Source organism: Plantactinospora sp. CA-294935, from assembly GCF_050936445.1.
Classification (GTDB): Bacteria; Actinomycetota; Actinomycetes; order Mycobacteriales; family Micromonosporaceae; genus Plantactinospora.
In genome coordinates this window covers 3,052,247-3,077,279 of record NZ_JBNJMU010000001.1, presented here as the reverse complement: position 1 = coordinate 3,077,279, position 25,033 = coordinate 3,052,247, and the positions used below count along the sequence as shown (strand labels likewise).

Genomic DNA, 25,033 nt, shown 5'->3' with positions numbered 1-25,033 from the left:
CCGCAGGGTGAGATGGTCGAGCGAGCGTGCTGCGGGAATGCGCCACCCGCCGTGGCCCGCCGGTGGTGCCCAGTTGTCCGGCAGCGCTACCCCCGGCTCCGGTCGACGGCGGGACATACGCCAGGGAGAGGAGGATGGATGGCAGGGAAGGCACATCCGATCTTCGCCCGTTTCTATGAGCGGGTCAGCGTACTGATGGACCGGGCCGGAGCCGTGGAGCACCGGCGGACCCTGGTGGCGGGACTGGCGGGGAGGGTCGTCGAGATCGGGCCCGGTAACGGACGCATGTTCGCGCACTATCCCACCTCGGTCAGCGAGGTGCTGGCGGTCGAACCGGAGCCCCGGCTGCGGGCGACCGCGACCGCCGCCGCCACGACCGCCGGCGTACCCGTCCGGGTGGTGGCCGGAACCGCCGACGCGCTGCCGGCCGCCGACGGCGAGTTCGATGCGGCGGTGGTGGCGCTGGTGCTGTGTACGGTGCCGGACCAGGCCGCCGCGCTGGCCGAGATCCGGCGGGTGCTGCGTCCCGGCGGGGAACTGCGGTTCTACGAGCACGTAGCGGCCGAAGAACCCGGCCTGCTGCGGCGGACGCAACGGGTCCTGGACCGCACGGTGTGGCCACGGCTGTTCGCCGGCTGTCGAACGGGCCGCGACACCGCCGCCGCGATCACCGGAGCAGGGTTCCGGATCGGCGAGTTGCGACGGTTCCGGTTCCCGGACAGTGGACCTGGCAATCCGGCCGCGCCGCACATCCTCGGCCGAGCCGTCCGTCCGGTTGACCAGGCACACCGGTAGTCACCGCTGTCCGTGACCGCTCCCGCCGCCGCAAGTCAGCCCCGGAGGTACAGTCCGTGCCCGGTGCGGAGAAACGGGGGCGAACCAGTCGAAGAACCCCAGGCGTTGGAGCGGGTCAGTGTGGCAGTGGCGCGGCTGATGAGCTTGGCCTGCGTCCCCACCAACCCCTGGTACGCGGACCAGGCGAGCAGGTGGTCGGGGTGGTGCGACATCCGGTGTCGTCGTCGGCGGCGTCGTCGGTGGACCGGAGCTGTTCGATGCGGTTCCTCGACCGCCGCGGCGTCGTCGGTGGACCGGAGCTGTTCGATGCGGTTCCTCGACCGCCGCCGACTTGCCGGTCCCCCGACATGCCGGTCAGCAGCACCCGCTTCATCCCGACACCTACGGCGAGGCTGCTCGGGCAGCGAGGTGGATGCTCAACCGGCGAGCCGGCCGAGTACGCCGGACTCGGCCACGATCACCACGCCGATCGCCATGAAGACGACGGGCACGATCCAGTGCCCGAAGCGCTGAACGACCTCGACGACCCTTCGGTGCGAGCCGAGCCAGGACCCGGCCAGACACCAGAGCGCGACCCCGACGGCGAAGACCGCCACGGTGACCAGGCTGTCCGTCACGCCGACGGTGCGGAACAGCGGCGTGTAGACGGAGATGTTGTCCGCACCGTTCGCCACCGTAACCCCGGCCACCGAGAACAGCCCGGTCGCGACGACGGGCCCCGGTGGCTCAGCGTCACCACGGGCCCGGATCGCCGCGACGAGTCCCCTCACCCCGAGGCCGAACGGGATCAGGCCCAGCAACCCGACCCACTGGTCGGGGACGATCGTCAGGCCGAGCGCGGTCACGGCGGAGATGGCGACCAGGGTTGCGATGCCGGCGTACTGACCGGCCCAGATCTGCCCCGGCCGGGGCCTGCCGGCCGCCCGGGCGGAGAGGAAGAGCACGGTCAGCACGATGATGTCGTCGACGTTCGTACCGACGAACACTCCGACCGCCGCGACCAGGGTCCCGACAAGATCTCCCACGTACGGAATGTACGTGCCGGCGGGGACCGGGCAGGGCAGGGCAGGCCGGTCCCGCCGCCGGAGGCTCGACTCCGTACGGTTCGGGTGCACAATGCGCGGCGTGGGCGACTTCATCGTGTACCTCATCCCGACCGACCTGACCTGGCAGCCGAGCCGGGACGCGGCCGAGCGCACCGCCGCCGAGGCGCGGCGGCTCGCCGGCATTCCGGAGCACGTGTACCCCAGCATCGAAGTGGAGTTCTTCGCGCGGATCACCGTGGCCCACCCGTTCGAGAACCTGGAGCGGATCGGGTGCCCGCGTTGTGGCGGTGTGATCGCTGTGGAGTGGTTCGACGGGTTGACGGATCTCAACTCGCCGAATCCGGACGGGTTCGACGACCTGACCGTGGCGGTGCCGTGCTGCGGTGAGCTGGTCTCCCTCGCCGACCTCGACTACGACTGGCCGGCCGGGTTCTCCCGGTTCCGGCTCACCTTGTGGAATCCGGAGCGCGAGCTGACCGACGACGATCTGGTGACCCTGTCGGCAGGTTTGGGCCACGAACTCCGGCTCATCCACGCGCATCCGTGAGCTGGGGTCGTAGCCGGTCTCTTGTTGGTACGCGGTTCGAGGCGCTGGCTAGGTCGGGTCGGCGGCTCGGGAGGCGCGCAGGGTACCGACCGCGAGCAGCGCCGGCCCGGTGAGCGTCACCGCGGCCAGCAGCGCCGCTGGCACGTCCACCACATTCGCCAGCGACACGGCGACGCCGGCCGACAGGTGGACCCCGTCGTCCGGATTCGAGAACGTCCACCAGGCCACCCACCTGCGGGTGAGATCGTGGAAGGCGACCGCCGCCGAGACGGCGACCAGCAGCGCCCCGAGCGGCACGAGGGCGGCCCGGTCGGCACGCGACGCCGACAGCGCCAGCGCACCCGCCGCCGCGAGGGTGGCCAGCAGCGCCGGCCAGGCAGTACCGAGCAGGCCGAGCAACGGTTCGCCGTCGACCCGCGACCAGACGTCCGCACCGACGATCAGGAGCAGGAGTACGGCGACGACTCCCGCCAGTACGGTGGCCTTCGGCCGCTGCCGAGCCGGCAGGGCGAGCACCGCCACGGCTAGGCAGAGCACGCCGAGCAGCAGTCCTACGCTGGCAAGCCGTTCCTGGTCGAGCGCCTGCCGCCACTGGTCGAGAATCGACGGTGGGAGCGCCGTCCGTCCCGTTGCTGCGGCACTACCGTCCGACGGCGTGTAGATCGGGATGAGCGACTGGCGAGTGGCCGGTGCTGCGGAGCCCCGCCACAGTTCCATCGCTGTCGGGAGCGCGAGCAGGGCGATGCCGGCGGCCAGCGCCGGTCGTACCCGGGGCGCTGCCGGGCCGGCGAGCAGGACGTACCCGATCAGGGCGGCCGATGCGACGAGAGCGCACTGTGCGACGGCGTGGTCGGCGGAGACCGCCACCGCCAGGACCGACAGCGTGCCGGCGGCGGCAAAGACCATCAACAGGACACGGGTCGGGCGCACGGTCAGCGATCATTCCATAGACGAGTCACGACGGGGGGCCGTCCTGCCGTCCGGGCCGGTACTGGCCGCCAAGGATCTGTGCACGCTCCATCAAGGACGACGTGCGCGCTCGCACGCATACTGACAATCAGGCCGGCGGGGGATTCGGCCCACGTCCATCCGGCGATCTCCGCCTTGCAGGGCGGCTCCTGCACAGGAGCGGCTCTACGTGCGCGGACGGTTCCTGCTGGAGTGGATGTAGCTATACCAGGGAGGAATTGTCATGTCTCGAACATACCGTCGCATCCTCGTGCGTATCGGTTTGGCCCTTGGCCTTGTACTCGCCTCGATCACGTTCATGGCCTCGCCCGCCTCGGCCCACACCCTGCGCGAAGCCGTCGTTTCGGCGCAGGGGTGCGGTTGGCCGAACGGCCAATACACGCAGCTCACCAGGGAGGATCTCTGGGACGACCGGAACAACATGCCCTTGGGCGAGGTCTATGTGTTGTGGAACGGCAGCTATCAGGAGAACTGTGTCGTCACCCTCAGGGTCGGCCGGGCAGACGGCGTCGCCAGCTACACAGAGGCCGTCCTGGAGCGTCAGGGCATGAGCACTGTCCGGGACGAAGGGAACTACGCCCACTATGCGGCGGCCAGCGGCTACGCCGCCGGCACGTGCATCAGGTGGACGGGATCCATCGGGGCGATCTACGGCGGAGGAATCTACGGCACCACCACGACCCAGTGGAGGTACTGCGACTAGGCGTACTGCCCGGGGAGGTTGGTCAACCTGGTGATGGGCGGTCGGCCTGCTGTGGCGAGGCGGGGTCGGCGGCGACCGTAGTGGTGGAGCCCGGCGGCTGGGGCTGCTCTCGGGTGGCCTCCTGGTCGCTGGTCCCACCTGGTGGCGGTTGGTGAGTTCTGGGCGCTCAGTGGCCGGTCGGGCGCGCCATACACGGGCGGCGCTGAGCCGTCGCGGCATTCTCGCGGTATTGAGGAAGTATAGAACCTGATCAGACACTTTGTGCGGGCCCGGATTGTGGCGCTCGACTCCGACGGAGTCGAACTATCCGTGTGCTTGCAATCCACCGAAGGCACCTCATACGACAACGACGGCTTTTCGTTTGAGCGGAAGGATATTCGAATCATGACCCACATACGGAGGACACTGATCGTCCTGACCGCAACGATCACGGCAGCGCTGAGCATCTTCGCGGGTCCAGCATCTGCGGAGTCCCAGCCGGCACACCGGGTCGTCGGAGCGCCTCAAGCGAACTGCGAGTTCCTGGACTTCACGCAGCCGGATGTCCCCATGCACCAGAAGCCGAAGTTGGATGCTCCGGTGGTCGGGCACGGCAGCCCAGGCGATTGCTTCCTGCCGTTCTGGGCCGCGGCTGGCGATCCCGTATGGTGCCCCGAGTACGACAAATACCTCGATGACTGGTACGAGGGCTGGAACGTCCGCACCGGACAATACGGCTTCGTGAACTTCTGCTTTATCTGAATCCATCTCGGATAGACGGTGAGAGTGGGTCCTTAGCTGAACGCCAGCGTCGGGTATCTCAGGGTTCGGCCGAGTGGCGGCATCGGGTGTCATACCAGCCCTCGATCCAGGTGAATATCGACGTGCGGGCGGCGGAGCGGGAGCGGCCAGGTCGATGACGGTGGCCGGACACAGCCAGCCCTCCCGCGCGTTGATGTAGGTGATATCTCCGCACCAGCGGGTGTTCACCGCCGGTCCGGTGACGCACAGCTGGCCTTCGGTACCAGCGGCCGCGGTGGCGAAGTCCCTGGCGATCAGGTCAGGACGCACGGTGAGTACAGCCTGTTGTGGTGCGGGCCCGGCAGGCCGCAGGACCTGTGACCCGAGTCCGGGTCCCGGTGGACCCCTTGCTGTTTGTACGAACCGTTCTGCCCCATCTTCCCGAGCGTCCCGAGCGCACCCGCACGGCGCCGTGACTCACGAGGAAACGGCGGCCGATCGGTGCCGCTTCAGCACCACCACCAGAAAGCCCGCTATTACCAGCCCCACGAGGGAGAGCAAGCTCCCCTTGGCCACAGGACCGAGCCAGTTGTAGTCGGCGGCGTAGGCGGTCGGGCGGGTGGCTTCGTCGTCCAGGCGCACGTCGTCGATGGTGGCCGGCATCGAGCCGCTGCTTCGGGCCCGTTCGCCCTTCAGCACCACGTCCTCCTCGGTGACCGTGCCGTCAGCGCTGGCGAACGTTCCCACCCAAGCGCAGGAGGAGTCGCCGCATTTCCTGTCGTTGGGGGTGAACGTGCCTACCGGGCCGTGTGCCAGAGCGCGGCGGCTGCCAACGCCTTCGGCGATCAGGGACGAGCTGAGTCCGCAGGACAGCACCAGGACGAACGCGATCCCGGCCCAGACGAACACCTTGTCGCGGGTGGGCAGTGGCTTTGGAGAGGTCATGTGCAGGGAATACTACTGAACCTTTTTCAACCTCCCCTTGCGGTCCGGCGGACCGCAAGGTCGGACGCGGTGCGTGAGCGCCGCGCGGTTCAGGTTGAAAAAGGTTCACTGATCGAAGGAAACTCTCTGCGTTTCGGCCAGCAACTTGGTCGGCGTCGCGCCAGCTCGAAGGCGGCTTATGCCTGACGGTTTACGCGCGTCATTGCTGGTCCCGCTGCTGACCGGGCCTGTTGGGCGGGATTGCTGGTGAGTTTCCACCGGCCAGATGTGGCTGAGCCGGTTGAGCCGGCAGCGGGTCAGCACCGCGGGCACGGTCCTGACGGGCTTGCCGTACAGCCGTACGCACAGACTGTCCAGCATTCGGCGGACCATCGCCGGCGAATCAAGCCCCCGCGCCCTGCGCGGCGGGCGGGAGCGGTAGGCCGTCCGGTGGCCTCCGACGGACGCCGCTCCCGCGCCAGGCCAGAGAGATCGATGTACGCCGGCCATCTCGTCGACCACGGCCAGGATGCCGAGCACGGCCAGGATGCCGGGCACGGCGGTACGGGAAGCCGGCGCGGCTGGCCGCCGTCGAACTCATGGCTTCCGGCTCCCCGCCAGTCCAACCCCGGGACTGGCTTGCCACCGATCTCCCGCACCGCCAGCCTTTGCCGCCGCACCCACCCCGGGCACCGTGCGCCCCACAAGTTGGGATCCCCCACTGACGGCCGCTCGGTGGGGGAGTTGCCTGGCCACCAACGGTCACGCTGCGCTGATGGGTGGGTAGAAGGCCGTGCGGTTCGGGAAGGTTTGCCGACCGCGGAGTGCCCTGATCGGGACTTGTCAGGCGAGTTCAGGAGACGATCTCGGCATCCCGGAGTTCGCAGGGTCCCTGTAGCCTGCCGCGGACAGTCCGGTCGATGGGCCGTGCTGGCGACCGGGAGGTTTTGTGGACGAGCTGTCATTCTTGGTGGTCCTCGGGGTCTGCCTCATCTTGGCCGGGATCGTTCTGCTGGTCAGATCCTGGCTGTTCCGTGCCCGCGCGGTGCGCGTCTCCGGACGGATCACCAAGCTCAACGTCACTCTTGTAGAGAACGGGAACCACATCCGGGACGCGACCGTCGAGTTCACCACCCAAAGCGGGCGCGAGATCACGACCAAGGGCGGCGACATCGGGCGGCGGCGCCTGCGTGAGGGAAGCCCGGTCACAGTTCTGTACGACCCCAAAAAGCCCACTCTTGCCTATATCGAAGGTACGTCGATGCGCGGCGGCTGGGTCGGCGTAGTGTTGATCTGTTTCGGGCTGTGCAACATCCTCGCCCTCGTCCTGATCCTGCTCTTCGGCCCGGAAGGAACGACGTGACGCGGCACGCCCCTGTCCGCCAGTCCGCGGACGGCCCTGGGCGGCGAGCGGCTTCTTTGTCGTTGACGGTGTCCTCTCCCCCGTCGATGCAGTTCGCGCCAAGGCTCGCGCAGTTCCCAGGCGCCGCCGGGAGAGTTGAGCTCGCCCGAGACGCGTAGCAGGACGGCACGCCGTGCCAGGCGCCGAGCAACCTCGGTCGGCGGGACGCCAGCGTTCAGCCAGAAGGTGGCCGCCGCGTTCAAGGGCCTAACCGTGAGTACGTCGGCCAGCTCGACGCCACGGTCCCGGCACGGCACCGGCCCGGAGGCGTGCAGTCGTTCTGGCGCAGGTAGGCCGCTTCCGACGGCCGCATACCGGCGTAGTAGAGGCAGCCGTAGAACGCCGTCACCCGGTCGGCCCGATTGCCGAGAGATTTCACCGCTTCGAGCAGCGCGGCGACCTGGGCCGGGCTAGCCACCACCCGACGGTCGATCGCCTGGGCCACCTCGGGGGCCTGCCACTGGACCCGGTCGACGGGGTTGTGGAGTCGATCAGCTCCAGCTCGATCGCGTAGCCGAGCGCGTTATACAGGGTGGCCCGCTTCCGCTGGACGGTGGAGGCCGCCGCGGGGCTTGCCGTCCAGCCGTACGCACAGACTGTCCAACACACGGCGAACCATCGCCGTCGAATCCAGGCAGCGACGCACCCTCCAACCAGGTCAGGGCCACCGTATGATCTCGGGGCAGTTCCTCCGACCAGCGACGCGGATTGAACCCGTAGAGGTACAGCGCCTCGCACGGCAGTTCGTCATCGGGTCGACCGCGCCGGGCGGGCCGGACGGGTTCGACCGCCTCGCCCTGGACATGGTCGACGCCGGCAAGCGGCGGTACGGAAGCCTGCGGGGCTGGCCCCGTCGAACTCCCGGCTTCCGGCTCGCCGCGCCAGTCCAACCCCGGGACTGGCTTGTTGTCAACGGTGTACGTCCTCCCCGTCACGCCGTCAGGGAACCCACACCCACGCCTACGCGTCGCTGCGCCCGAACCAGCCCGCCCCCCACCCCGGGAGAAAGGACAGCCGCACCAGGACGCACCAGACAGGCACGATGAGCCCCTGACAGTTCGCCGGGAGACCAAGATCAACCTTCCCACCATCTGCCCACAACTTGCTCTGGACGGCCGGGCTCGGCTGGACGGGACGGGACCGAAGAAGATCAGCCCCTCACCCGGTTGTCCCAGGTCAGGGGCTGATTTCGCACCTGGTGGCGGGTAGAGGATTCGAACCTCTGTAGCTTTCGCGACGGATTTACAGTCCGCTCCCATTGGCCGCTCGGGCAACCCGCCAGGGCGTGCCGCCACGCGCAACGCGGCAGCGGAAGCAAGGATAGCGGTTACATCGGGCCGCCGTGCAAGCGGGTACCGTCGGCATGTCGTACCGCCGCCCGGCGGGCCCGTACATCTTCATGTCGTCCACAGCAGGAGCGGAATCATGGCAGCCAACCCGTCGTTCGACATCGTCAGCAAGGTCGACCGGCAGGAGATCGACAACGCCCTCCGGCAGACCGAGAAGGAGCTCTCCACCCGGTTCGACTTCCGGGGCACCGGCGCCGACATCTCGTGGTCGGGCGAGGAGGGGGTCAGTCTCCAGGCCGAGACGGAGGAGCGGGTCAAGGCGGCCCTGGAGGTCTTCAAGGAGAAGCTGGTCAAGCGGAACATCTCGCTGAAGTCTCTGGACGCCGGTGAGGCGCGCCCGTCGGGCAAGGTCCACAAGATCGACTGCAAGATCATCCAGGGCATCGACTCGGACAAGGCCAAGGCGATCAGCAAGAAGATCCGCGACGAGGGGCCGAAGGGCGTACAGGCGCAGATCCAGGGCGACCAACTCCGGGTGACCGGCAAGAAGAAGGACGACCTCCAGACGGTGATCTCCCTGCTCAAGAGCGAGGACTTCGGCGTCGCCCTCCAGTTCACGAACTACCGGTGACACCCGCCCGATCTGTGCCCGCGACCAGGGCGAAGCACTTCGCCGAGATCGCGGGCACGGATCGGGGACCGACTCGGGCCAGCACGCCACCCACAGCCAGCGGGGTCCCTGAGGGGCCAGCTCGTGATCATGGCTCGGGGGCGCTGGGCGGGTCCGCACCGGTGATCTGTCGTAGCTCGGCCCGCTCGGCGCGGATGAACGCCGCCAGTGCCTCCTGGTCGACACGCCCCGAGTACGCCAGGGCCCGGCCGAGGTCCAACCAGTACGACTGGTGCCGGGCGGAGTCGCAGCACGGCGCTTTGCTCGATGGCGGTGGCGAGCTGGTCAACATGGCGGCCGGGCGTTCGCCGCTCACCTTCGTCGATCTCCGTCAAGGCTGCGCAGATCGCCGGTACCGCGCCGGCCGCGCCGGCCTTGGCCGGGTCAGTTGGATCACCCGGCTGGCCGAGCAGCTCCGCGACGGTCACCTTGAGGGGCGGCGGCGATGCTGACCAGCGTGGATCGCCGGTCGATGACCCTCCGACCTGCTTCCACCTGCGAGATGTAGGACTGCGAGGCGCCGGCCGGCCGGGCCAGGACTGTCTGCGTCATGCCACCACGACGTAGGCGCCAGTAGCGGATGCGCGCACGGTTCCTCACCCCTCCGTGGCGAGCGCCTGCTCCAGGCGTACCTCGGCCAGGGCCTCGGCGCGGGCGATCGAGCCGGTGGGCAGCGCCGCGACCACCGCGGCGGCCGCCACCGCCGCCCCGGCGAAGATGAAGGCCCACGGTACGCCGACCTGGTCGGCCAGTACCCCGGCCACCGCGCCGCCGGCCGCGCTGGCGCCCACCGCCACGGTGACCACCCAGGTGTACGACTCGTTCAGCATGCTCACCGGGGAGATCCGGCCGACCATGGTGTTCTCCACGGTCAGCGCGGGAGCGATGGTGGCCCCGCCGACCACCAGCGCGACACCGAGCGCGATCGGGCCGGGCATCACCGCGAAGACCACGAAGGTCGCCGCGAGCAGGCCGAGGAGCTGCCCGAACTGGCGGGCGGCGTTCCGGGCCGGCTTGCGGGTGCCGAACCAGAGGCCGCCGAGGGCGCTGCCCGACCCCCACATCGCCAGCAGTACCCCGGCCACGCTCTCCGCGTTGACCGGATCGTGCGCGGAGGCGTACGCCGGCACGGCCACCCCGGCGGCGCCGAACGCGATCCCGAGCCCGGCCACGCAGAACAGCAGCGCCGGGAACCCACCGACCCGCAGCGGGCCGAGTCCCTTGGCGTGACTGCCCCGGGGATGGGGCCGCCAGCCGCGCATCACCCGGCCGAGCGCCACGGTCATGGTGCCGACCAGGGTCACCACGGCGGCTCCGAGCAGTGCGGCGGCGGCGTCGGCCAGCAGCACGAAGGCGGCGACCAGCAGCGGGCCGACCACGAAGACCACCTCGAAGAGGGTGGTCTCGGCGGCGAGCGCGGTGTTGCGCAGGGCGTACCGGCCGGAGGCGGGGTCGGTGAGGTCGTTCCAGGCGCCCCGGATGGCGGCGGTCAACGGCGGGTACGTCGCGCCGGCCACCGCCGAGGCGGTGAAGATCAGTGCGAGGGCGTCCGAGCCGGCGCGGCTGGCCAGCAGCAGCCCGACCAGCGCCACCGGGTGGGCCACCGCGGTGACCAGCAGCACGGGGCTCGGCCCGACCCGGTCGGCGATCCGGCCGGCGACCGGGCTGAGCGCGGCACCGGCGAGCGCGTACACCCCGCCGGCCACGGCGGCCAGGGCGTACCGGTCGGTGACCTGCTCGACGACCATCAGCAGCGCCAGCGGGGTCATGCCGATACCGAGCCGGCCGACGATGCCGGCGATCAACAGCATCGGCGCACCCGGAATTCGCCACACTCCGAGGTACTGACGCAGCGCGGTCACAGACGTGAACCCCCTCGGCTCGCGGGTGTAACGAGTGAATGACTTTCCGACCCTAACGTGAATGCCCCGCCACGTTGAACCTGATTAGGGCCACGTCACCCCCGTCGCCGCCGGGCTGGGCTTCGGCCCGGCGGCCAGCGCGGTCTGGACCGGGTTCCGGTGCGATAAGGTCAGCATCGGCTGCATCGACCCGCCGCCGGTCCCCTGCCCCCGTCCGGTTCCTGATCCCCCCACGGAGCGATGACGCACACCCTGCTCGTCTCGGCCACCCAGTCTGACGCGTACCCCACCATCGCGGACGCACTCGACGGGGCGCCGGACGGCGCCACGATCCTGGTGACCCCCGGGGAATATCTGGAGCACCTGCGCATCGAGCGGGCGAACGTGGTCATCGGCGTCACCGGTGAGCCCGGGTCGGTGACCATCCGCGCCCGCCGGGCCGACGAGCCCGTCGTGGAGTGCCGGGACGCCACCGTCGAGCTGCGCGAACTCGTCCTCGCCTCGGCAGACGCCCCCGCCCTGGCAGTCTTCGGCGGTATGGTCCGGGTGGTCGACACCGAGGTCTCCGCCGGTCGGGCGGTCGCGATCCAGGTCGGTCCGCGCAGCGAGTTCGAGTTCACCCGGGTACGCGTCACCGGCGCGCAACGGGGCATCCTCTGGGACACCTGCGCCGGCACGGCGGTCGGCTGCGAGATCACCAACGTGGTGGAGGACGGCCTGCTCATCCGCTCCGCCGACCCGACCATCCGCAACTGTACGGTCGCCGAGTGCGGCTACCGCGGCATCTACGTCTACGACTACTCCCGCCCGCTGCTGGAGAACTGCGAGGTGGCCAGTTCCGGGCTGGGCATCGCGGTCGCCCAGGAGAGTTCACCGACGCTGCGCCGCTGCCGCGTGCACGATGTCCGGGGCCTCGGCATCACGGTCGGTCCCGGCTGCGGTGGACTGATCGAAGACTGTCACACCGAACGGACCGCCGCCCCCGGCATCCAGCTCAGCCCGGGCGCGACCGCCCAGGTGACCACCAGCGAACGCGGCCTGCCCCGCTCGGTCGGCGCGGGCGAGGCCCCGACGACCCGAAGCGATCCCCGGCGGATCGAGGAACTCACCGGCGAACTGGACCGGCTGGTGGGACTGCCCGGGGTCAAGGCCGAGGTGCGGGCGATCATCGACGAGATCCAGGTCAACGAGTGGCGGCGCAGTGGCGGGCTCTCCGTCACGCCGAGCAGCAACCACCTGATCTTCGCCGGTGCGCCCGGCACCGGCAAGACCACCGTCGCCCGCATCTACGGCCAGCTCCTCGCCGCGCTCGGCGTACTGCCGAAGGGCGGGTTCCGCGAGGTCAGCCGCCGGGACCTGGTCGGCCAGTACCTGGGCCACACCGCCGAGAAGACCTCGGCCGCGTTCGAGGCGGCGCTGGGCGGCGTACTCTTCATCGACGAGGCGTACACGCTCTCCCGCTCCTTCGGTTCCGGCGGTGACTTCGGGCAAGAAGCGATCGACACGCTGGTCAAACTGATGGAGGACCACCGCCACGAGATCGTGGTGATCGTCGCCGGCTACACCGACGAGATGCTCGGCTTCCTGGCCGCCAATCCCGGGCTCGCCTCGCGGTTCAGCCGGACGATCGAGTTCGAGAACTACACCGCCGTCGAACTCGCCGAAATCCTCACCAGGATGGCCGAGAACCACGAGTACGCGCTGGCCCCGGATGTCGTGGTCGCGGCCCGGTCGCACTTCCAGACGGTCCGCAAGGACAAGGACTTCGGCAACGCCCGGGACGCGCGCAAGCTCTTCGAGGGCATGCGCAAGGCGCAGGCCCAGCGGCTGCGCCAGTTGCGGCGGGTGCCGAACGCCGAGGAACTGCAACTCATCACCCTGGAAGACCTCGCCCTGGTCATCCAGCCGGCCTGACCCGGCCGCCGCCGACTCCGCGCGGGTTCAGCCGGACCGGGGCGTACGGCCGTCGCGCAGCAGCCGACCGATCCGGTCCAGGATCTCGTCGTCCACCTCGGCCGGCCACTCGTAGCGCCGTTCCTCGATGTGCGCGAGGAGTTCGGGCTCGGGCGGCACGCCGTACCGCTCGGCGAAGTAGGCCAGCGACTCCGACCATACCCAGCGGCCGTCGGTGTGCAGGTGCGCCGGCACCAGCTCGGTGTGCTCCGGATCGAGCGGGTCCGGATCGTAGCCCCAGTTCGCGACCACGACGGGCGACTCCCGGAGGTACGCGACCACCGCCGCCCGTTCGGCGTACTCCAGTCGCCGCGCCGGCGGCACCGGCCGGCCCGCCCGGTCCCGGTCGAACCGGACGGCGGCGAATCGCGGCTCGTCGTCGGCGGGCGAGCTGTGCGCGAGCGGCGGCATGTCAACGACCATAACGGGCCAGGAAGTCGGCCAGCCGCCGCCGGTGCCGGTCGCGTTCGGCGGTCAGCCGGTCCCGGACGAACTGATCCGGCCGCCGTTGGTGGTGCTCCCGCCCGTCCGCCGTCCAGATCGCGCTGGCCGGGACGGCCGCGGCGCCGGACGGGAGAAACCTCAACGCCTCGTCGATTGCGCTCGCGGCGCCGACGAGCAGCCGTACGATCTCCTCCTGGTCCACTGGCCAGGATGGATCGGCCTCGTCGCGGGCGCCGGAGCCGGGACCGGACCGGTCCGCGCCCGGCTCATCCCGCTCATCCCGCTCGCCTCGCTCGTCCGGCTCGTCCCGCTCATCCCGCTCACCTCGCTCATCCCGCTCGTCCGGCTCGTCCGAGCTGGGTGGGATGCCGAGGCTGTCCAGCAGCATCCGGTAACCCTCGGCGACGCCCAGCCACTGTCCGGCGTCGATCGCCTCGGACGGCCCGTCTTCCGGGTAGCTGAACTGGTACGGCGACTCCGGCGGCACACCCGGCCGCTGGGGCAACCGCAGAACGAACTCGCGGTGCCGGCCACATCCGTCACACGGTCCCGCGTAGCGGACCAGCAGTTCCTCGTCGTCGCTCCGAACAACGTCGAGCTGGCCCCGGGGGAAGAGCGCAGACCCGCACACGCACGGGTGCAGGTCGAGATAGAGGTGTGCCTCGGCGAAGGTACGCACCGGAATCGCGGCCTCCGCTGCCGGTGCTCCGGCCGGCACCGGACCGGTCGCCTCCACTGTAGGCACCGGCCCGGGCGGCAGACCGTCCACCGGCCCGGGCGGGTTCTGGCGGGTTACCGGTCCCGGTGGCTCCGCCAGCGGGTCGGGCAGGGCGTAGCGGCTCACGAAGTCGGCCAGCCGGCGCTGGTAGTCAGCCCGGGCCGCGTCGAGCCGGGCCCGGCGGAACAGCTCCGGCCGGTCGACCCGGAGCCGCTGCCCCAACCTGGTCCAGCACGCCGTCGCCGGCACCACGTCGTCCTCCGGCGGTCCGTCGACGGACGAGGGTGGTGATCCGTCTGGCGGTGACGGCAGAAACTTCGCCACCTCGTCCGCCGCCGCCCGGGCTGCGTCCCAGGCGCCGTGGATCGCCCGGTACGTCTCGTCGTCCGGCGGCGCGTTGTCGAGCTGGGCCAGCCCGGCGCGGGCCAACTCGGCGCTGGACAGCTCCAACAGGCACCACTGACCGGCGTCGATCAGGGTCGACCGCCCCTCGCCGTACGACAACCGCGACTCGTCCCACGCGCTGGCGTCGGGCACCGGTACGACCACGTCGATGGTGTGCTGCCTGCCCTGGTAGGGACCGTCGAAGCGGAGCAGGTAGGTGTCACCGGAGCGGTGCAGGCTGGTGAACCGGGCGAAATCCACCCACTCTTCGCCGGGCGGCAGGCTCAGCTCGACGAAGGCGTACGCCTCGGCCAGAGTGCGTGCCTCGGGCCGGCCGGCTGTCTCCGCCATCGGGTGTGCCTCGGTCATCTCAGTCACCAAACAGTACCGGCCGGTCCGGCAGCGTCACCGGACCGTCCTGGAACGGCGCCGGCCGTTCCGGCTCGGGCAGCGTCTCACTGATCCGCTCCAACTGCTGCAGTCGGTGGAAGATCGACACCGTCCGCCTCCTCAGGTGCTCGGTGTCGAAGGTGAAGACCGCCAACTGCTCCTCCGGGGCGGTGCCGAAGAAGCGCTTGCGCAGTTCCGTCCGGGTCTGGGCCAGGACGGCCTCGTTGCTGTCGAAGGAGATGTTGCTGGCCTCCTTCGCCCCGCTGAAGCTCAACACCTGGCCGATCGTGACCGCAGGGTTGGAGGTCGTCGCGCCGACCACGATGCTCGCAGCGGTGCCGATGCTCTGACCGGTGGCGTCCGCGCCGAACTTCGTCCACCGGCTGCGCCCGCCCGGCAGCCCCACCGGCATCGCGCTGAGCCGGTCGACCTCCTGGCGGAGCCAGGCGTGCACACCGGCCACGATCTCGCCCGGTGTGCCGGTCGGGTCGACCCGCAGCATGTGGGCGACGTCCGAGTTCACCCTGTACGCCATCAGCGTCCCGCCGTCGGTCTGGCCGGTGCCCAGTTCGAACGTCAGGCTCTCCGGCCGCCCCTTGGCGCCTCGGAAGAGGAATCGGAAGGTGTGCTCGGCCCCCGCGACCGGCTCGATGCGCCCGCCGCGCGGCAGTTGACGTGCCGCCGCCACCTCCCGGGCGACCTCGGCGAGCAGGTCGGGCTCCGGCACCGCTCCCAACTGGCCGCGCATCGTCACCACCTGGGCAGCCGTACGAGGATCCTGGGCGAGTCGCTCCTCCAGCTGTCGTACCCGCTGTTCCAGCCCCTGCACCGCCGCGTGCTGCTCGTCGAGCGACCGGCGCAGGTCCGCCGGGCACACGTCGTCCTCCTCGGTGTCGAACGCCTTCCGCAGCGCGATGTCGTTCACCCGTATCTGGTGGAAGCGGGCGCTCCACCGCTGCCCGAGGTGCGCGACCGCGCCGACGCCGGTCATCAGCCCCCACAGCGGTCCGCTCAACGCGGCGATCGCCGCCGCGCCGGCCAGCCCGACCCCGGTGGGCAGGTAGTCCTCCAGCAGCCGACGCTTGCGTGGCAGTGGATGCTCCCGGTCGAAGAGAATGTTGTCGCAGACATGCTCGATCGTCCGCTGGATCTCGTCCGGAGCGGCGTCGACATTGACGGTGAACTCGAAACGGCCGCGCTTCAGCCGACGGGCCGTCGGGACGACCGTCCGGTTGCCTTCGACGGTGCCGAAGGTCAGGGTGAGCGACACGTCGCGCTTGATCCCGATCCGGTCCGACCGGAACACCCGGGTGCCGGGGTCGCGCTCCGCGTCGTGGTCGCGCTCGAAGCGGTGCCGGTGTCGTCGGTTGACCCGCTGGATGGCCCGCGCGGCGGCATCGATGGCCTGCTCCGTGCCGGCCGGCGTGGGCCCCGCCCCGCCGGTCGCGGACCCGCCGGTCGCGGACCCGGTGGTCGCGGACCCGGTGGTCGCGGACCCGGTGGTCGCGGACCCGGTGGTCGCGGACCCGGTGGTCGCGGGGGCAGTCCCGGTGGTCGCGGGGGCAGTCCCGGTGGTCGCGGACCCGGTGGTCGCGGGGGCAGTCCCGGCGAGTTCAGACTCGATTGCCTGGGCGATCGATTCGCCACCGCGGGCCAGCGCCACAATCTGGTTGGCCATCGGCCGCCGCTGTCCACCCGGTAGCCGCGTACTGTAGGCGCTGTCGTGCCGTTCCCGCAGGTCACGCAGCACCTCGTCGCGTCGGCCGGCGGCCCGGTCGGCGAAGACCTGGACAATCGACCGGGCGACGGCCGATTCGCCGAGTACCTCCCCGAGGTGGCTCAGCGCCAGGTTCCCGACCGGCACACTGGGCAGTACGCCGGTTCCGGTGGAGGTGGCGCCCTTCTCCAGGTGGCCGACAACCTCGGGCGCGGCCAGGCTCACCTTCTCCTGGCGTCCGGCCACCTCCTTCAACGCCGCCCGAACGGCCTGCTCGACGTCGTCCGGACTGGACCGGGCGAGGTCCGGAGGAACCCGGAACGTGATGGCGGGATCGTCGAACTTCACCTCGATCTTGGTCCGGTCGGCGGTGTCGGCTACCTCGACCCGTACCCGCGCGTCGTTCCCCTCACCCTTGATCCTCAGCCGGTACCGGTCCTCGCCGAGGTGTCGTGCCCGGAGCAGGTGCTCGACCGGCTTCTTCTTGCGGTCCTGGTCGATCTGCTCGATCGCCACGCGCACCCGGCGACGGAGTGCCCTGGCATCGTCATCGTCGATCGCGGGCGACGATGACGGCGCGGGCGGGGGCGCCGGGGTGGGCGGCCCGGGGACGACCAGGTCCGGCCTGCCCGCCGTACCCCTCGCCAACTCGGCGGCCTCGACGAAACCGCGATCGACCAGGCGTTGTAGCCCGCCGTCCTCGATTCCGGTCCGATCGGTCCGCAGGGCCAGCCGCCGATCCTGCTCCCGCTCGGCCTTGTCGAGCTTGCTCCGCCGGTTGACGCCGCCCTGCGTGATCATCTCCGCACCGGCCACCACGGCACCCTTCACCGCGAGCGCGGGCACCCCGAGGGCGGCGGCGACCGCGGCCATGGTGGCCGCGCCGGTGGCGGCGGGTGCGCTCGCGATGACCCGGTCCCGCCAGCGCCGCGACACCTCGGGCGGCCGGGCGGCCTGCTCCGCGATCTTCTTCTGGATGACCGCACGCAGTTGGTTGCGGAATTGTGCCCAGGTCGGCGCCAAGGCCGGCGCCGCGCCGGCGGAATGGTCGAGCAGGGCCGGATCGACCACCAGGTCGAAATGCCGGTTCTCGGCCGTGTTGCGGATCTCGATCCCCCGCCCGTTCGGGACGGCGCCGGAGCGCAGCTCGACCGTGAACGCCACCCGGCCTGGCTTGGCCCAGCCGGCCGGAAGCACCCGGAACACCTTTCCCCGTCCGGCCGGCACCGGCGTGATCAGCGCGACCGTGGGGTCGAACAGCGTCCCTGAGAGGGCCTTCCGGGCGACCGCCACGGCCGGATCCGGGTCGAGCGTCCAGGTCCGTTCCTCGGTGAGCAGACGGTACGCCGACGTGGAGAGGCGCTCCCGCGCCAACTCGACGCGCTCGTCGCCACCCGGGAAACCGTCCCGCAGCCCGTACCGCTGGATGAAGTCGCGGATCTCGGCCCGGAGCCTGGTCCGTTCGGCTCCGGTCGTCGTCGGCAGCAGTACTGCCATCGCCTCGAATGTGCCGAGGATCGCGGCGTCCTGATCGGTCAGCCGCAGCCGGCGGACCGAGACCGGCTGGTCGACCAGGGCGTGCGTCTCGCCTGCCGACGCGGCCCCGATGACCCTGGTGTGGGCGTACAGGAGCGTCCCGGCCAACACCCGGTTCAAGCTCGCCTGGTCCAGGCCGTCGAGCTGGTCGTGGAAGAACTCGATGTCGTGCTCCCGGTCCGGACCGACGTGCAGCGCGAACGCCTCCTCACCCGGGCCGTGCGGTGCCGTACGCAGGTTCAGCCGGTACGGCGCGCCGGTCTGTGGCCGGATCTCGACCACCTGTGGGTCGGGCACCGCCACGTGCTGGATCCCGGGGGCACCGGTCAGCCGGCCGGCGACCTGCTGGGCCGCCGTCTGCAACCGATGACCGAGTCCGGGGTCCACCGCTGACGACCTGGCCGGCAACCGGTCGGCCACGCCCGTCAGGTCGAGCCCGGACAGGTCGAGCGGGGTGCTCCGGACCGACACCTGCTGATGACCTGGTACGTCCACCTCGACCCGGTACGCCTGCACGGTCAGCTCGCCACGGGCCAGCGCCCGGTGTAGCGCGTCGAGCAGCTCCGGATGCTGGCGCAGGTGCTCGTGCAGCTCCCGGCTGGTCTCCAGGACGTCCCGGACGTAGGCCGGGGTACCCCGTTCGGCGATACTGCCGTCCTGTAGCAGGTGGCGGCTGCCGCTGGTCCGCCCGGTCTCCAGCACCACCAGGCGCTGATTGTCCGGATCGAACCCGGCCACCGCGAACGCCCCCGGCGGGCGTGGGCCGGTACGGCCACCGGTCAGCTCGGCGCTCCCGTCGATGCCGAAGTCCTCGGCGAGAATCCGCCGGGCCACCGCCTGGGGTGCCTCGGCGCGGGCTTGTCGCACCGCCGACTCCAGCCGGTGGTGTTGCCGGACCACCGCCGCCAGCTCCGTCATCTGGGCTGGGGACGGCGGGTTGGCGGGCCGGGCGAGCAGCTCGGCGAAGGTCGCCGTGACGTTCGGCTCGGCAAGCTGACTCAGGTCCGCGATGCCCAGATCGGTCATCAACGGGTTGAGCCTGCCCCGCCGGAGGTGTTCGAGCCGCATCCCCTGCAACGCCAGCATCGGTACCACCTCGCGGGCCGGACGGCTACGAGCCGGGCCCGGCGGACCGGCGACGGCCCGGTGCGGGACCGGCCGGCTCCGCGCGAGGAGCGGATCGCGAACCACCTCGTCGGTACGCGCCGACCTCAGTGCGAAGCTGACCTCGTCCCGGTACGTGCCGGCGGAGTCCCGCTCGTGGTGCAGCCGGCCGGTCTCGTCGTCGCGGTAGGTGTACGGCCGGTCGTCGTACCGGTGCAGTCGCCGGTCGTCAGTCCGGTAGGTCCCCGACAGATCGCCGCTGAGATGGCGGTGGTCGCGCAGGTCCGGCGGCAGCAGCGGCCGGGCGGGCGGGCCGGCGGCGGCCGCGCTCGGGCCGGCGGCGGCCGGACCAGTCGTGGGGGTCGGACCGGTGGGCGTCGGACCGGTGGGCGTCGGACCGGTAGCCGTCGGACCGGTGGCCGTCGGACCGGTGGGCGTCGGACCGGTGGGCGCCGCTGTCGGGCGGCTGGCGGAGCGGGAGGAGCCGATCCGCAAGCCGGACGGTGCGAAGGTGCGCCAGGCTCCGTCCGGTGGATGCTTCGGCTGGCTGGAGTCGCGGGGATCTGGCTCGGCCACCACCGCAGTACCGTCCAGGAAGGACCACACCTTCGCGTCGGCGCCGGTCACCTCGTGTCGCCGGCCCAGGTCGAGCAGGCGTCTGGCAAGCATGGAGGCAAGCGAGCGCCGACCCTGGGGAGCCAGCCCGGAGTAGCTTCCCACCAGCACGACCCGGTCGGTACCGAGGTCCAGATCGCCGGACTGGACCAGCTCCGTCACCGCGTGGACGAAGTCGCCTCCGAGCATCCGGACATCGCCTACGCCCACCTCCCCGCCACGCTGGCCACGCAGGACAATCTTGACCACGCCCGGTTCGGGGCGCAGCGCGTCGGCGCACCGGCGGTGCCGGCGCTCGCCCGTCAGATCGAACCCCGCCGGGATCGCACGCAGGTTGGCCCGCACCGCCCGGACCGCCTCGGCACCCCCGACCAGTCGTGCCGGACCACCCGGACCGGGCTGCCGGCCCGGCACCTCCGGCGGGCGCCGCCGGGCCGGCTGAGCCGGCCCGGCACCGTCGGACCGTTCCCCGTCGGACCGTTCCCCGTCGGACCGTTCCCCGTCGGACCGTTCCCCGCCGGGCTGGACGGCCGGCCGCTCGGTGTCCGGCCGGGCGGGTGGTCCGTCGCCGCTCGTCCCGGTATCGGGCTGCGGGACAAGCAGCAGGTTCGGGTTCGGGAGCCGGCCGGGCAGGGGTGAGCGGAGCGAGTCGGCGTACCGCCGTACCGCTGCGGTGAACTCGGCGTACCTGGCGGACAGCAGCTCGTCGGGAACCAGATCGACGCCGTACCGGCCGTCCGGGAGTTTTACCCGGGCGCTGATCGCGAAGTGCCGCCAGGACCCCGGGGCGGTGCTGCTGTCGAGGACGTCGCCGACCCGCAGGACGTACTTCCACGTCTCGTACCTGCGCAGCGAGTCGATGCCGCCGGACGACTCGTGGAAGACGTGCGCGATCTGCATCAGCTGGTCCAGCACCGCCTGGCGCCGCTCGGTGATCCGTTCCAGCTGGGCGCCGAAGGCGAACCGGCGCTTCCCACCGACGGAGACGTACGCCTCGTCGTCGGCGTAGTCCGCGACGAGCTGTTCCCGGGCGGCCCCCACCAGGTGCCGCGCCCGGGTCGACGGATCGCTCGCGGCGACCGCCGCCTGGTGGTGACGGTCGGCCTCGTACAGGGCCCGGGTGCGCAGCCGCGTGAGCTCGGTTTCCGAGGAGTCGGCGAGCTGCCGTACCTGTTCCTGAAGGTCGGTCGACAGGCCGGTCAACAGAGCCGCGCGTTCCGCCGGGCCGGACGCGAAGCGCAGCCGCCGGGCGAGGACCAGCGTCTCGGCCGTCCGGAACAGCTCCTGTCGCAGCGTCGCCGCGCGTTCCGGCGGGGCCCGGTCCAGCGCGTCGACGCTGCCCGCGACCCGCTCGCTGTGCACCAGTACGCCCATCCGGTAGTGGCTACGCCACTGTGGATCCACCCTCGTCAGGTGCTGCTCCGCGGCGAGCAGCCGCCGACCGGCGTCCGGGCCACGTACCTCCAGGTCGATGTCGCTGTCCGGGTTGCTGCTGCCCACCCCGAAGAGCCGTACGCCCAGTTCGGCCGGGAGCGACTTGTACAGCCGACGCCGGTGGTCGACCAGGGCCTCGACCAGCCGTTGCCGTTGGTCGTCGGGAATGGCCGCCGCGAACCCCGTTCCGGCGGTGATCTGCGTGATCCCCTCCGCCCAGCGCCCCATCAGCCGGACCAGTACCCGGGCTGCGGCGTCGTCGCGGTCGATGGTCCGGGCCGCCAGCGCGGCGAGGTCGACCGCCGGCTGTTCCGGGCGGGCCGGCGCCGCCAGCTCCCCGTCCGGGTACGGCGACACCGGCTCGCCGTTGGCGTCCAGCGGCAACGCCCACACCTGGTCGGTCTGTCCCTGATAGAGCGGCATCTCGTCGGAGATCCGGCCGGTTTGCGGCTCGACCCAGACGACGGTGCCGGTGTGGTTGACCGCCACCCACATGTGCGAGCCGCCGTCGGTCCACTGACTGATGATCACCGCTGCCGCGCCGTGGCCCTGGATCAGCAACTGCGACCCGACGGCGTCGAGTCCGGCGGCTCCCGCGCCCTGCTGGACGAAGTCGGCGCCGAGCCATCGTTGGATCCGGGCGGTGCCATCCGGCACGCCGCGCGACAGGTCCTGGTTGAGCGCGCCGGCCACGCTCGGTCGGCCGTACCAGGTGGAGAGGAACGCGCGGACCGTGTCGGTGCAGTTGGTGGCCCGGCCGGGCCGGGCCGGGCCACCGTCGTTCAGGTAGCCGACCCAGCGTGACGGGTGCCGGGGATCCGGGTGGAGCACCGGGCTCCGCTGCTCGTCGACCGGGATCCGGCCGCTCAGCTCCCGCTCGTCCCAGGCGGAGGCCGGATCGAGGTCGTCGTCACCGGTACCCGGACTCTGCGTGGCCCCGGGGCGCGGCCGGGTCGGGCCGTCGGTGCTCGGCACGCCCGCACGACGACTCCCGGACTGGTCGGCTGGGCGCAGTACGGCGGCCACCCCGGCCAGCCCGAACCCGGTCCCCGCAGAACTCTGGTCGGACGCGCCGATCGGCCGGCCGTCCGCGCCGGCCGGCGCCATCGACGTCCCGCTGTGCCCGCCCACCGGTCCGCTGCCGCCCGGACTGCCGCCGCCCGGACTGCCGCCGCCCGGACTGGTGCTGCTCGACGGGCCACCGCTGGACAGACTGCCGCTGGACGGGCTGCCGCTCGCCGGGCCCGTGGGTGGGGAAACCGCTGCCGACCCCGTCGTGGCCGGGCCGGGAGCGGATCCGGTGGTACCGGCGCCCTGGGTTCCCGCGCCGGAGGACGGGCCCGCCCCGGCCGGGCCGCCCGAACCCGGCAGGCTGGGGCTTCCGGCGGTGGGTACGTGCCCACCGGGGTTGCCGGCGTGTGCCGCGATCCCGGTGGGGTGCACCGCAGCCGGCGCGACACCGGCCGGGGGGAGGTAACCGGACGTGGCGACCGGCGGTGTGGAGCCGACCGGGCCGGTGAGCCCGCCGTGCCCCGTACCGGTGGAGCCGGACGTGGGTGTGCTGGAGCCGGCTCCCGGCCCGGCCGACGGGGCCGGCTGGTGTGGGCGGCCCTGATCGACTCGCTCGGCGGAACGGTCCGGTGGGACCGGATCGGGTGGCGGTGGTGGCGGTCCCGACGGCTCCGGGGCGGCGGGCCGCCCGGCTCCGCCGACGCCGGAGGCATCCGGCTGCCCCGGCCCGGAACCGCCCGGCTGTCCCGGCCCGGAACCGCCCGGCTGCCCCGGGACGGGTTGGCCCGAGTCCGGCACGCCCGGTTGACCCGGCCGCTCCGAGCCCGGCAGGCCGGACGGATCCGGCCCGGACGGTCGAGACGGATCCGGCCCGGACGGTCGAGACGGATCGGTGCCCGAGGGGCCCGGCTGTGCTGGGGACGGGGACCTCGGCTGCCCCGTGCCGGGTGGGCTGCCCGACTGGCCCGTACCCGAAGTGCCCGGCGGGGCCGTGCCTCCGACCGGACCGGCCCCCGTTCCGCCGGAATCGCGCTCCGGTGCCGGGCCGGTCGTCGGCGTCGCGGCCGGCGACAGGCCGGTTGGCGCCACCGGCGCGGTTACGGGCGTAGGCGTGGGCAGCACCGGAATCTGCTGCCCGAGCCGCTCCAGCGCGTCGTCCCGGCCCTCGCTGATCCGTCCCCGGACCCCCTCGGCGAGCGCGGAGTTGGCGAAGCCGTCCGTGTCGATGCTCCAGTCACCGGTGCGCAGCCCGTTCACGGTCGCGTTCGTCACGGTCTCCACGCCGGCCTCGTGGATGCCGTCGATCCCGGTACGGATCGCCGAGCCGAGCGGATTGTCCGGGGTACGGCGGCCCAGGATGTTGGCGAGCGGGCCGGTCCCGGCAGCTAGCGCACCCGCCCCGGCACCGGCTCCCGCCGACCACAGCGTCCTGTCGGCGTCCCAGTCGGACCGGTTCCCCATGCCGGCCTGGATCCCCTGCGCGGTCAGATCGGTCGCCAACTCCTGTAGCCCTTCGAGCACCGCCTCGCGCAGCGCCAGCCGCCCCAACGAGCCGGCGGCCCGGCTCAACAGCATGCGCAACGCCGCGGCGATGGCCATCCGGGCGATGCCGATCGGTCCGGCCGCGGCAGCGAGCGCCGCGCCGAAGGTGAAGAACGACAGCACGATGATCGCGAAGATCTCTAGGCAGCAGGTGATGACGGCGATCAGGACCGTCAGCTTCTCGTACTCGATGTCCAACGCGGCCTGGTCAGCCTCCTGCGCGACCTGCTGGGCCAGTTGGGCGAACTTCGGCAACGCCTGGTCGACGACCTTGCTGAACTCGGCCTGGAAGGCCAGGCCGGACGGGCCACCCCAGGACTCCGCCAGTGCGTTCCGCTCGGTGCTCGCCTCGACGAGAGCCTGGTTGAGGCTCGCACCGGCGTCCCGCCAGGCCTGGGCCAGTTGTCGGATCCGGTCCTCGTCCGCCTCCGGCCAGGCCGAGCCGCCCGTGGAGACCCAGACCAGCAGATCCCAGACCTGCTGCCAGGGCTCACCCCAGTCAGGCGGACCGAGCGTCATTCCCGCCGAGAAGTCTCTTGGTCCGCAGGTCCGTCTCGATAAGAGTGTCCACACTGGTCAACGCGAAGGTGCCGAACCCGGTCACCGACTCGCCGACCCGGCCCAGCGCCGTCTTCAACTCGTCGGCGGCGGCGAAACTCGTCCGGTACGTCTGCCCGACCTCGTCGTTGCCCCACGGGTCGCCCACCCCGTTCACCGCGGCGACCGCGCTGGCCATCGTGGCCCTCAGTCGCTCACCCGCCCCGGCGAGCCGCCCGGCGGCGCTGACCGCACCGTCCGGATCTGGTACGTGTGCCACGTATCCCGCGTCGCCGGGCTGTGTCATCGAATCGACCCCTCCTCGGGCAGCCGCTCGACCATCCGCCTGATCGCCTCGTCGAAGTCGTGGTTGCGATAGGCCGCCATGGACTCCTCCGACACGTAGGGGCGGCAGGCGTCGAAGACCTGACGCTGCGCCTCCTCCGCCGCCACCGCGATCGTCGCCTCGATCTCCTCGGCCAACCGGCGGGCGTCGCCGTAGTCGAGGACCTCCGGGCCGAGATCGAGCCGCTGCAACCGGCCTTCCGGACCGACCGTGGCAGTGATCGAACCGTCCGCGGAGGTGGCCGTCACCGCCACCGCCCGGACCCGGGCGGAGACCTCGTCGAGCGCCGAACTGACCTGACGGAACTGGGCGGTGAGTCGCTCGGCGCGAGCCCGCAGCTCGGCGACCTGCTCACCGTCCACAGTCATGGCGCAA

19 protein-coding genes, 1 tRNA gene and 1 pseudogene are annotated in these 25,033 nt (G+C 71.5%); 7 read left to right on the top strand and 14 right to left on the bottom strand.

Annotated elements, in window-relative coordinates; all coding sequences use genetic code 11:
• Positions 1 to 138: 138 nt before the first annotated feature.
• On the top strand, positions 139 to 795 hold the full coding sequence (locus ACQEVC_RS13735) for a class I SAM-dependent methyltransferase (protein ID WP_432876939.1): 657 nt from the start codon (positions 139 to 141) through the stop codon (positions 793 to 795).
• A 416-nt stretch (positions 796 to 1,211) separates the two neighbouring features.
• On the opposite strand, the gene ACQEVC_RS13730 is transcribed toward ACQEVC_RS13735, so the two are convergent.
• On the bottom strand, positions 1,212 to 1,820 hold the full coding sequence (locus ACQEVC_RS13730; protein WP_432876937.1) for a cadmium resistance transporter: 609 nt from the start codon (positions 1,818 to 1,820) through the stop codon (positions 1,212 to 1,214).
• Between the two features lie 100 nt (positions 1,821 to 1,920).
• Between ACQEVC_RS13730 and ACQEVC_RS13725 the strand changes: the two genes are divergently transcribed.
• On the top strand, positions 1,921 to 2,388 hold the full coding sequence (locus ACQEVC_RS13725; RefSeq protein WP_432876934.1) for a hypothetical protein: 468 nt from the start codon (positions 1,921 to 1,923) through the stop codon (positions 2,386 to 2,388).
• Between the two features lie 48 nt (positions 2,389 to 2,436).
• Here the strand turns inward: ACQEVC_RS13725 and ACQEVC_RS13720 are convergent, their stop codons facing one another.
• The gene (locus tag ACQEVC_RS13720; RefSeq protein WP_432876931.1) at positions 2,437 to 3,318 is read right to left on the bottom strand and encodes a hypothetical protein; all 882 of its coding nucleotides are present in this window, start codon (positions 3,316 to 3,318) and stop codon (positions 2,437 to 2,439) included.
• A 289-nt stretch (positions 3,319 to 3,607) separates the two neighbouring features.
• On the opposite strand from ACQEVC_RS13720, the gene ACQEVC_RS13715 reads away from it, so the two are divergent.
• Together ACQEVC_RS13715 and ACQEVC_RS13710 are read left to right on the top strand one after the other, a co-directional pair.
• A complete protein-coding gene (locus ACQEVC_RS13715; RefSeq protein WP_318395975.1) occupies positions 3,608 to 4,060 on the top strand; it encodes a hypothetical protein in 453 nt (150 codons plus the stop codon).
• Positions 4,061 to 4,375: 315 nt separating this feature from the next.
• The gene (locus tag ACQEVC_RS13710; RefSeq protein ID WP_432892106.1) at positions 4,376 to 4,801 is read left to right on the top strand and encodes a hypothetical protein; all 426 of its coding nucleotides are present in this window, start codon (positions 4,376 to 4,378) and stop codon (positions 4,799 to 4,801) included.
• A gap of 456 nt (positions 4,802 to 5,257) precedes the next feature.
• On the opposite strand, the gene ACQEVC_RS13705 is transcribed toward ACQEVC_RS13710, so the two are convergent.
• The gene (locus ACQEVC_RS13705; protein ID WP_432876928.1) at positions 5,258 to 5,725 is read right to left on the bottom strand and encodes a hypothetical protein; all 468 of its coding nucleotides are present in this window, start codon (positions 5,723 to 5,725) and stop codon (positions 5,258 to 5,260) included.
• 105 nt (positions 5,726 to 5,830) lie between these two features.
• Positions 5,831 to 6,262 (bottom strand): hypothetical protein, encoded by a 432-nt coding sequence (locus ACQEVC_RS13700; RefSeq protein WP_432876925.1) that lies wholly within the window; start codon positions 6,260 to 6,262, stop codon positions 5,831 to 5,833.
• Positions 6,263 to 6,653: 391 nt separating this feature from the next.
• Here ACQEVC_RS13700 and ACQEVC_RS13695 point away from each other — a divergent pair, with 391 nt between their 5' ends.
• On the top strand, positions 6,654 to 7,067 hold the full coding sequence (locus ACQEVC_RS13695) for a DUF3592 domain-containing protein (RefSeq protein WP_432876923.1): 414 nt from the start codon (positions 6,654 to 6,656) through the stop codon (positions 7,065 to 7,067).
• Between the two features lie 238 nt (positions 7,068 to 7,305).
• On the opposite strand, the gene ACQEVC_RS13690 is transcribed toward ACQEVC_RS13695, so the two are convergent.
• Positions 7,306 to 7,551 carry a hypothetical protein gene (locus ACQEVC_RS13690; RefSeq protein ID WP_432876920.1) on the bottom strand — a complete coding sequence of 82 codons (246 nt, stop codon included), beginning with the start codon at positions 7,549 to 7,551 and terminating at the stop codon, positions 7,306 to 7,308.
• Positions 7,552 to 8,302: 751 nt separating this feature from the next.
• Positions 8,303 to 8,386 (bottom strand) — tRNA-Tyr (locus ACQEVC_RS13685).
• 145 nt (positions 8,387 to 8,531) lie between these two features.
• Between ACQEVC_RS13685 and ACQEVC_RS13680 the strand changes: the two genes are divergently transcribed.
• On the top strand, positions 8,532 to 9,026 hold the full coding sequence (locus ACQEVC_RS13680) for a YajQ family cyclic di-GMP-binding protein (protein WP_107269378.1): 495 nt from the start codon (positions 8,532 to 8,534) through the stop codon (positions 9,024 to 9,026).
• Between the two features lie 127 nt (positions 9,027 to 9,153).
• Here the strand turns inward: ACQEVC_RS13680 and ACQEVC_RS13675 are convergent, their stop codons facing one another.
• From ACQEVC_RS13675 to ACQEVC_RS13665, 3 genes and pseudogenes are all read right to left on the bottom strand, one after another.
• Entirely contained in the window at positions 9,154 to 9,381 is a 228-nt protein-coding gene (locus ACQEVC_RS13675) for a hypothetical protein (RefSeq protein ID WP_432892103.1), read from the bottom strand.
• Positions 9,323 to 9,617: pseudogene (locus ACQEVC_RS13670) on the bottom strand (helix-turn-helix domain-containing protein); the annotation flags it as partial. The gene ACQEVC_RS13675 and the pseudogene ACQEVC_RS13670, both read right to left, overlap by 59 nt.
• Positions 9,618 to 9,661: 44 nt before the next feature.
• Complete coding sequence (locus tag ACQEVC_RS13665; protein ID WP_432876917.1) at positions 9,662 to 10,927, bottom strand: MFS transporter; 1,266 nt, start codon at positions 10,925 to 10,927, stop codon at positions 9,662 to 9,664.
• A gap of 240 nt (positions 10,928 to 11,167) precedes the next feature.
• On the opposite strand from ACQEVC_RS13665, the gene ACQEVC_RS13660 reads away from it, so the two are divergent.
• On the top strand, positions 11,168 to 12,841 hold the full coding sequence (locus ACQEVC_RS13660) for a right-handed parallel beta-helix repeat-containing protein (RefSeq protein WP_432876914.1): 1,674 nt from the start codon (positions 11,168 to 11,170) through the stop codon (positions 12,839 to 12,841).
• A gap of 27 nt (positions 12,842 to 12,868) precedes the next feature.
• Here the strand turns inward: ACQEVC_RS13660 and ACQEVC_RS13655 are convergent, their stop codons facing one another.
• The 5 genes from ACQEVC_RS13655 to ACQEVC_RS13635 are packed head-to-tail and all read right to left on the bottom strand — an operon-like array spanning position 12,869 to position 25,026.
• Entirely contained in the window at positions 12,869 to 13,291 is a 423-nt protein-coding gene (locus ACQEVC_RS13655; protein ID WP_432876911.1) for a hypothetical protein, read from the bottom strand.
• A 1-nt stretch (position 13,292) separates the two neighbouring features.
• Entirely contained in the window at positions 13,293 to 14,795 is a 1,503-nt protein-coding gene (locus ACQEVC_RS13650; RefSeq protein ID WP_432876908.1) for a hypothetical protein, read from the bottom strand.
• Between the two features lies 1 nt (position 14,796).
• Complete coding sequence (locus ACQEVC_RS13645) at positions 14,797 to 24,294, bottom strand: toxin glutamine deamidase domain-containing protein (RefSeq protein ID WP_432876905.1); 9,498 nt, start codon at positions 24,292 to 24,294, stop codon at positions 14,797 to 14,799.
• Complete coding sequence (locus tag ACQEVC_RS13640; RefSeq protein ID WP_432876902.1) at positions 24,275 to 24,619, bottom strand: hypothetical protein; 345 nt, start codon at positions 24,617 to 24,619, stop codon at positions 24,275 to 24,277. The genes ACQEVC_RS13645 and ACQEVC_RS13640 overlap by 20 nt, the downstream gene beginning before the upstream one ends.
• Positions 24,616 to 25,026 carry a YbaB/EbfC family nucleoid-associated protein gene (locus tag ACQEVC_RS13635; RefSeq protein ID WP_432876899.1) on the bottom strand — a complete coding sequence of 137 codons (411 nt, stop codon included), beginning with the start codon at positions 25,024 to 25,026 and terminating at the stop codon, positions 24,616 to 24,618. Before ACQEVC_RS13635 ends, ACQEVC_RS13640 begins: the two co-directional genes overlap by 4 nt.
• Between the last annotated feature and the right edge of the window lie 7 nt (positions 25,027 to 25,033).

Excerpts from the sequence above, each read along its gene's own strand:
- ACQEVC_RS13705 (WP_432876928.1), bottom strand. The coding sequence starts at position 5,725 with ATGACCTCTCCAAAGCCACTGCCCACCCGCGACAAGGTGTTCGTCTGG.
- ACQEVC_RS13640 (WP_432876902.1), bottom strand. The coding sequence starts at position 24,619 with ATGACACAGCCCGGCGACGCGGGATACGTGGCACACGTACCAGATCCG.
- ACQEVC_RS13650 (WP_432876908.1), bottom strand. The coding sequence starts at position 14,795 with ATGACCGAGGCACACCCGATGGCGGAGACAGCCGGCCGGCCCGAGGCA.
- ACQEVC_RS13735 (WP_432876939.1), top strand. The coding sequence starts at position 139 with ATGGCAGGGAAGGCACATCCGATCTTCGCCCGTTTCTATGAGCGGGTC.
- ACQEVC_RS13655 (WP_432876911.1), bottom strand. The coding sequence starts at position 13,291 with ATGCCGCCGCTCGCGCACAGCTCGCCCGCCGACGACGAGCCGCGATTC.
- ACQEVC_RS13680 (WP_107269378.1), top strand. The coding sequence starts at position 8,532 with ATGGCAGCCAACCCGTCGTTCGACATCGTCAGCAAGGTCGACCGGCAG.
- ACQEVC_RS13660 (WP_432876914.1), top strand. The coding sequence starts at position 11,168 with ATGACGCACACCCTGCTCGTCTCGGCCACCCAGTCTGACGCGTACCCC.
- ACQEVC_RS13645 (WP_432876905.1), bottom strand. The coding sequence starts at position 24,294 with ATGACGCTCGGTCCGCCTGACTGGGGTGAGCCCTGGCAGCAGGTCTGG.
- ACQEVC_RS13635 (WP_432876899.1), bottom strand. The coding sequence starts at position 25,026 with ATGACTGTGGACGGTGAGCAGGTCGCCGAGCTGCGGGCTCGCGCCGAG.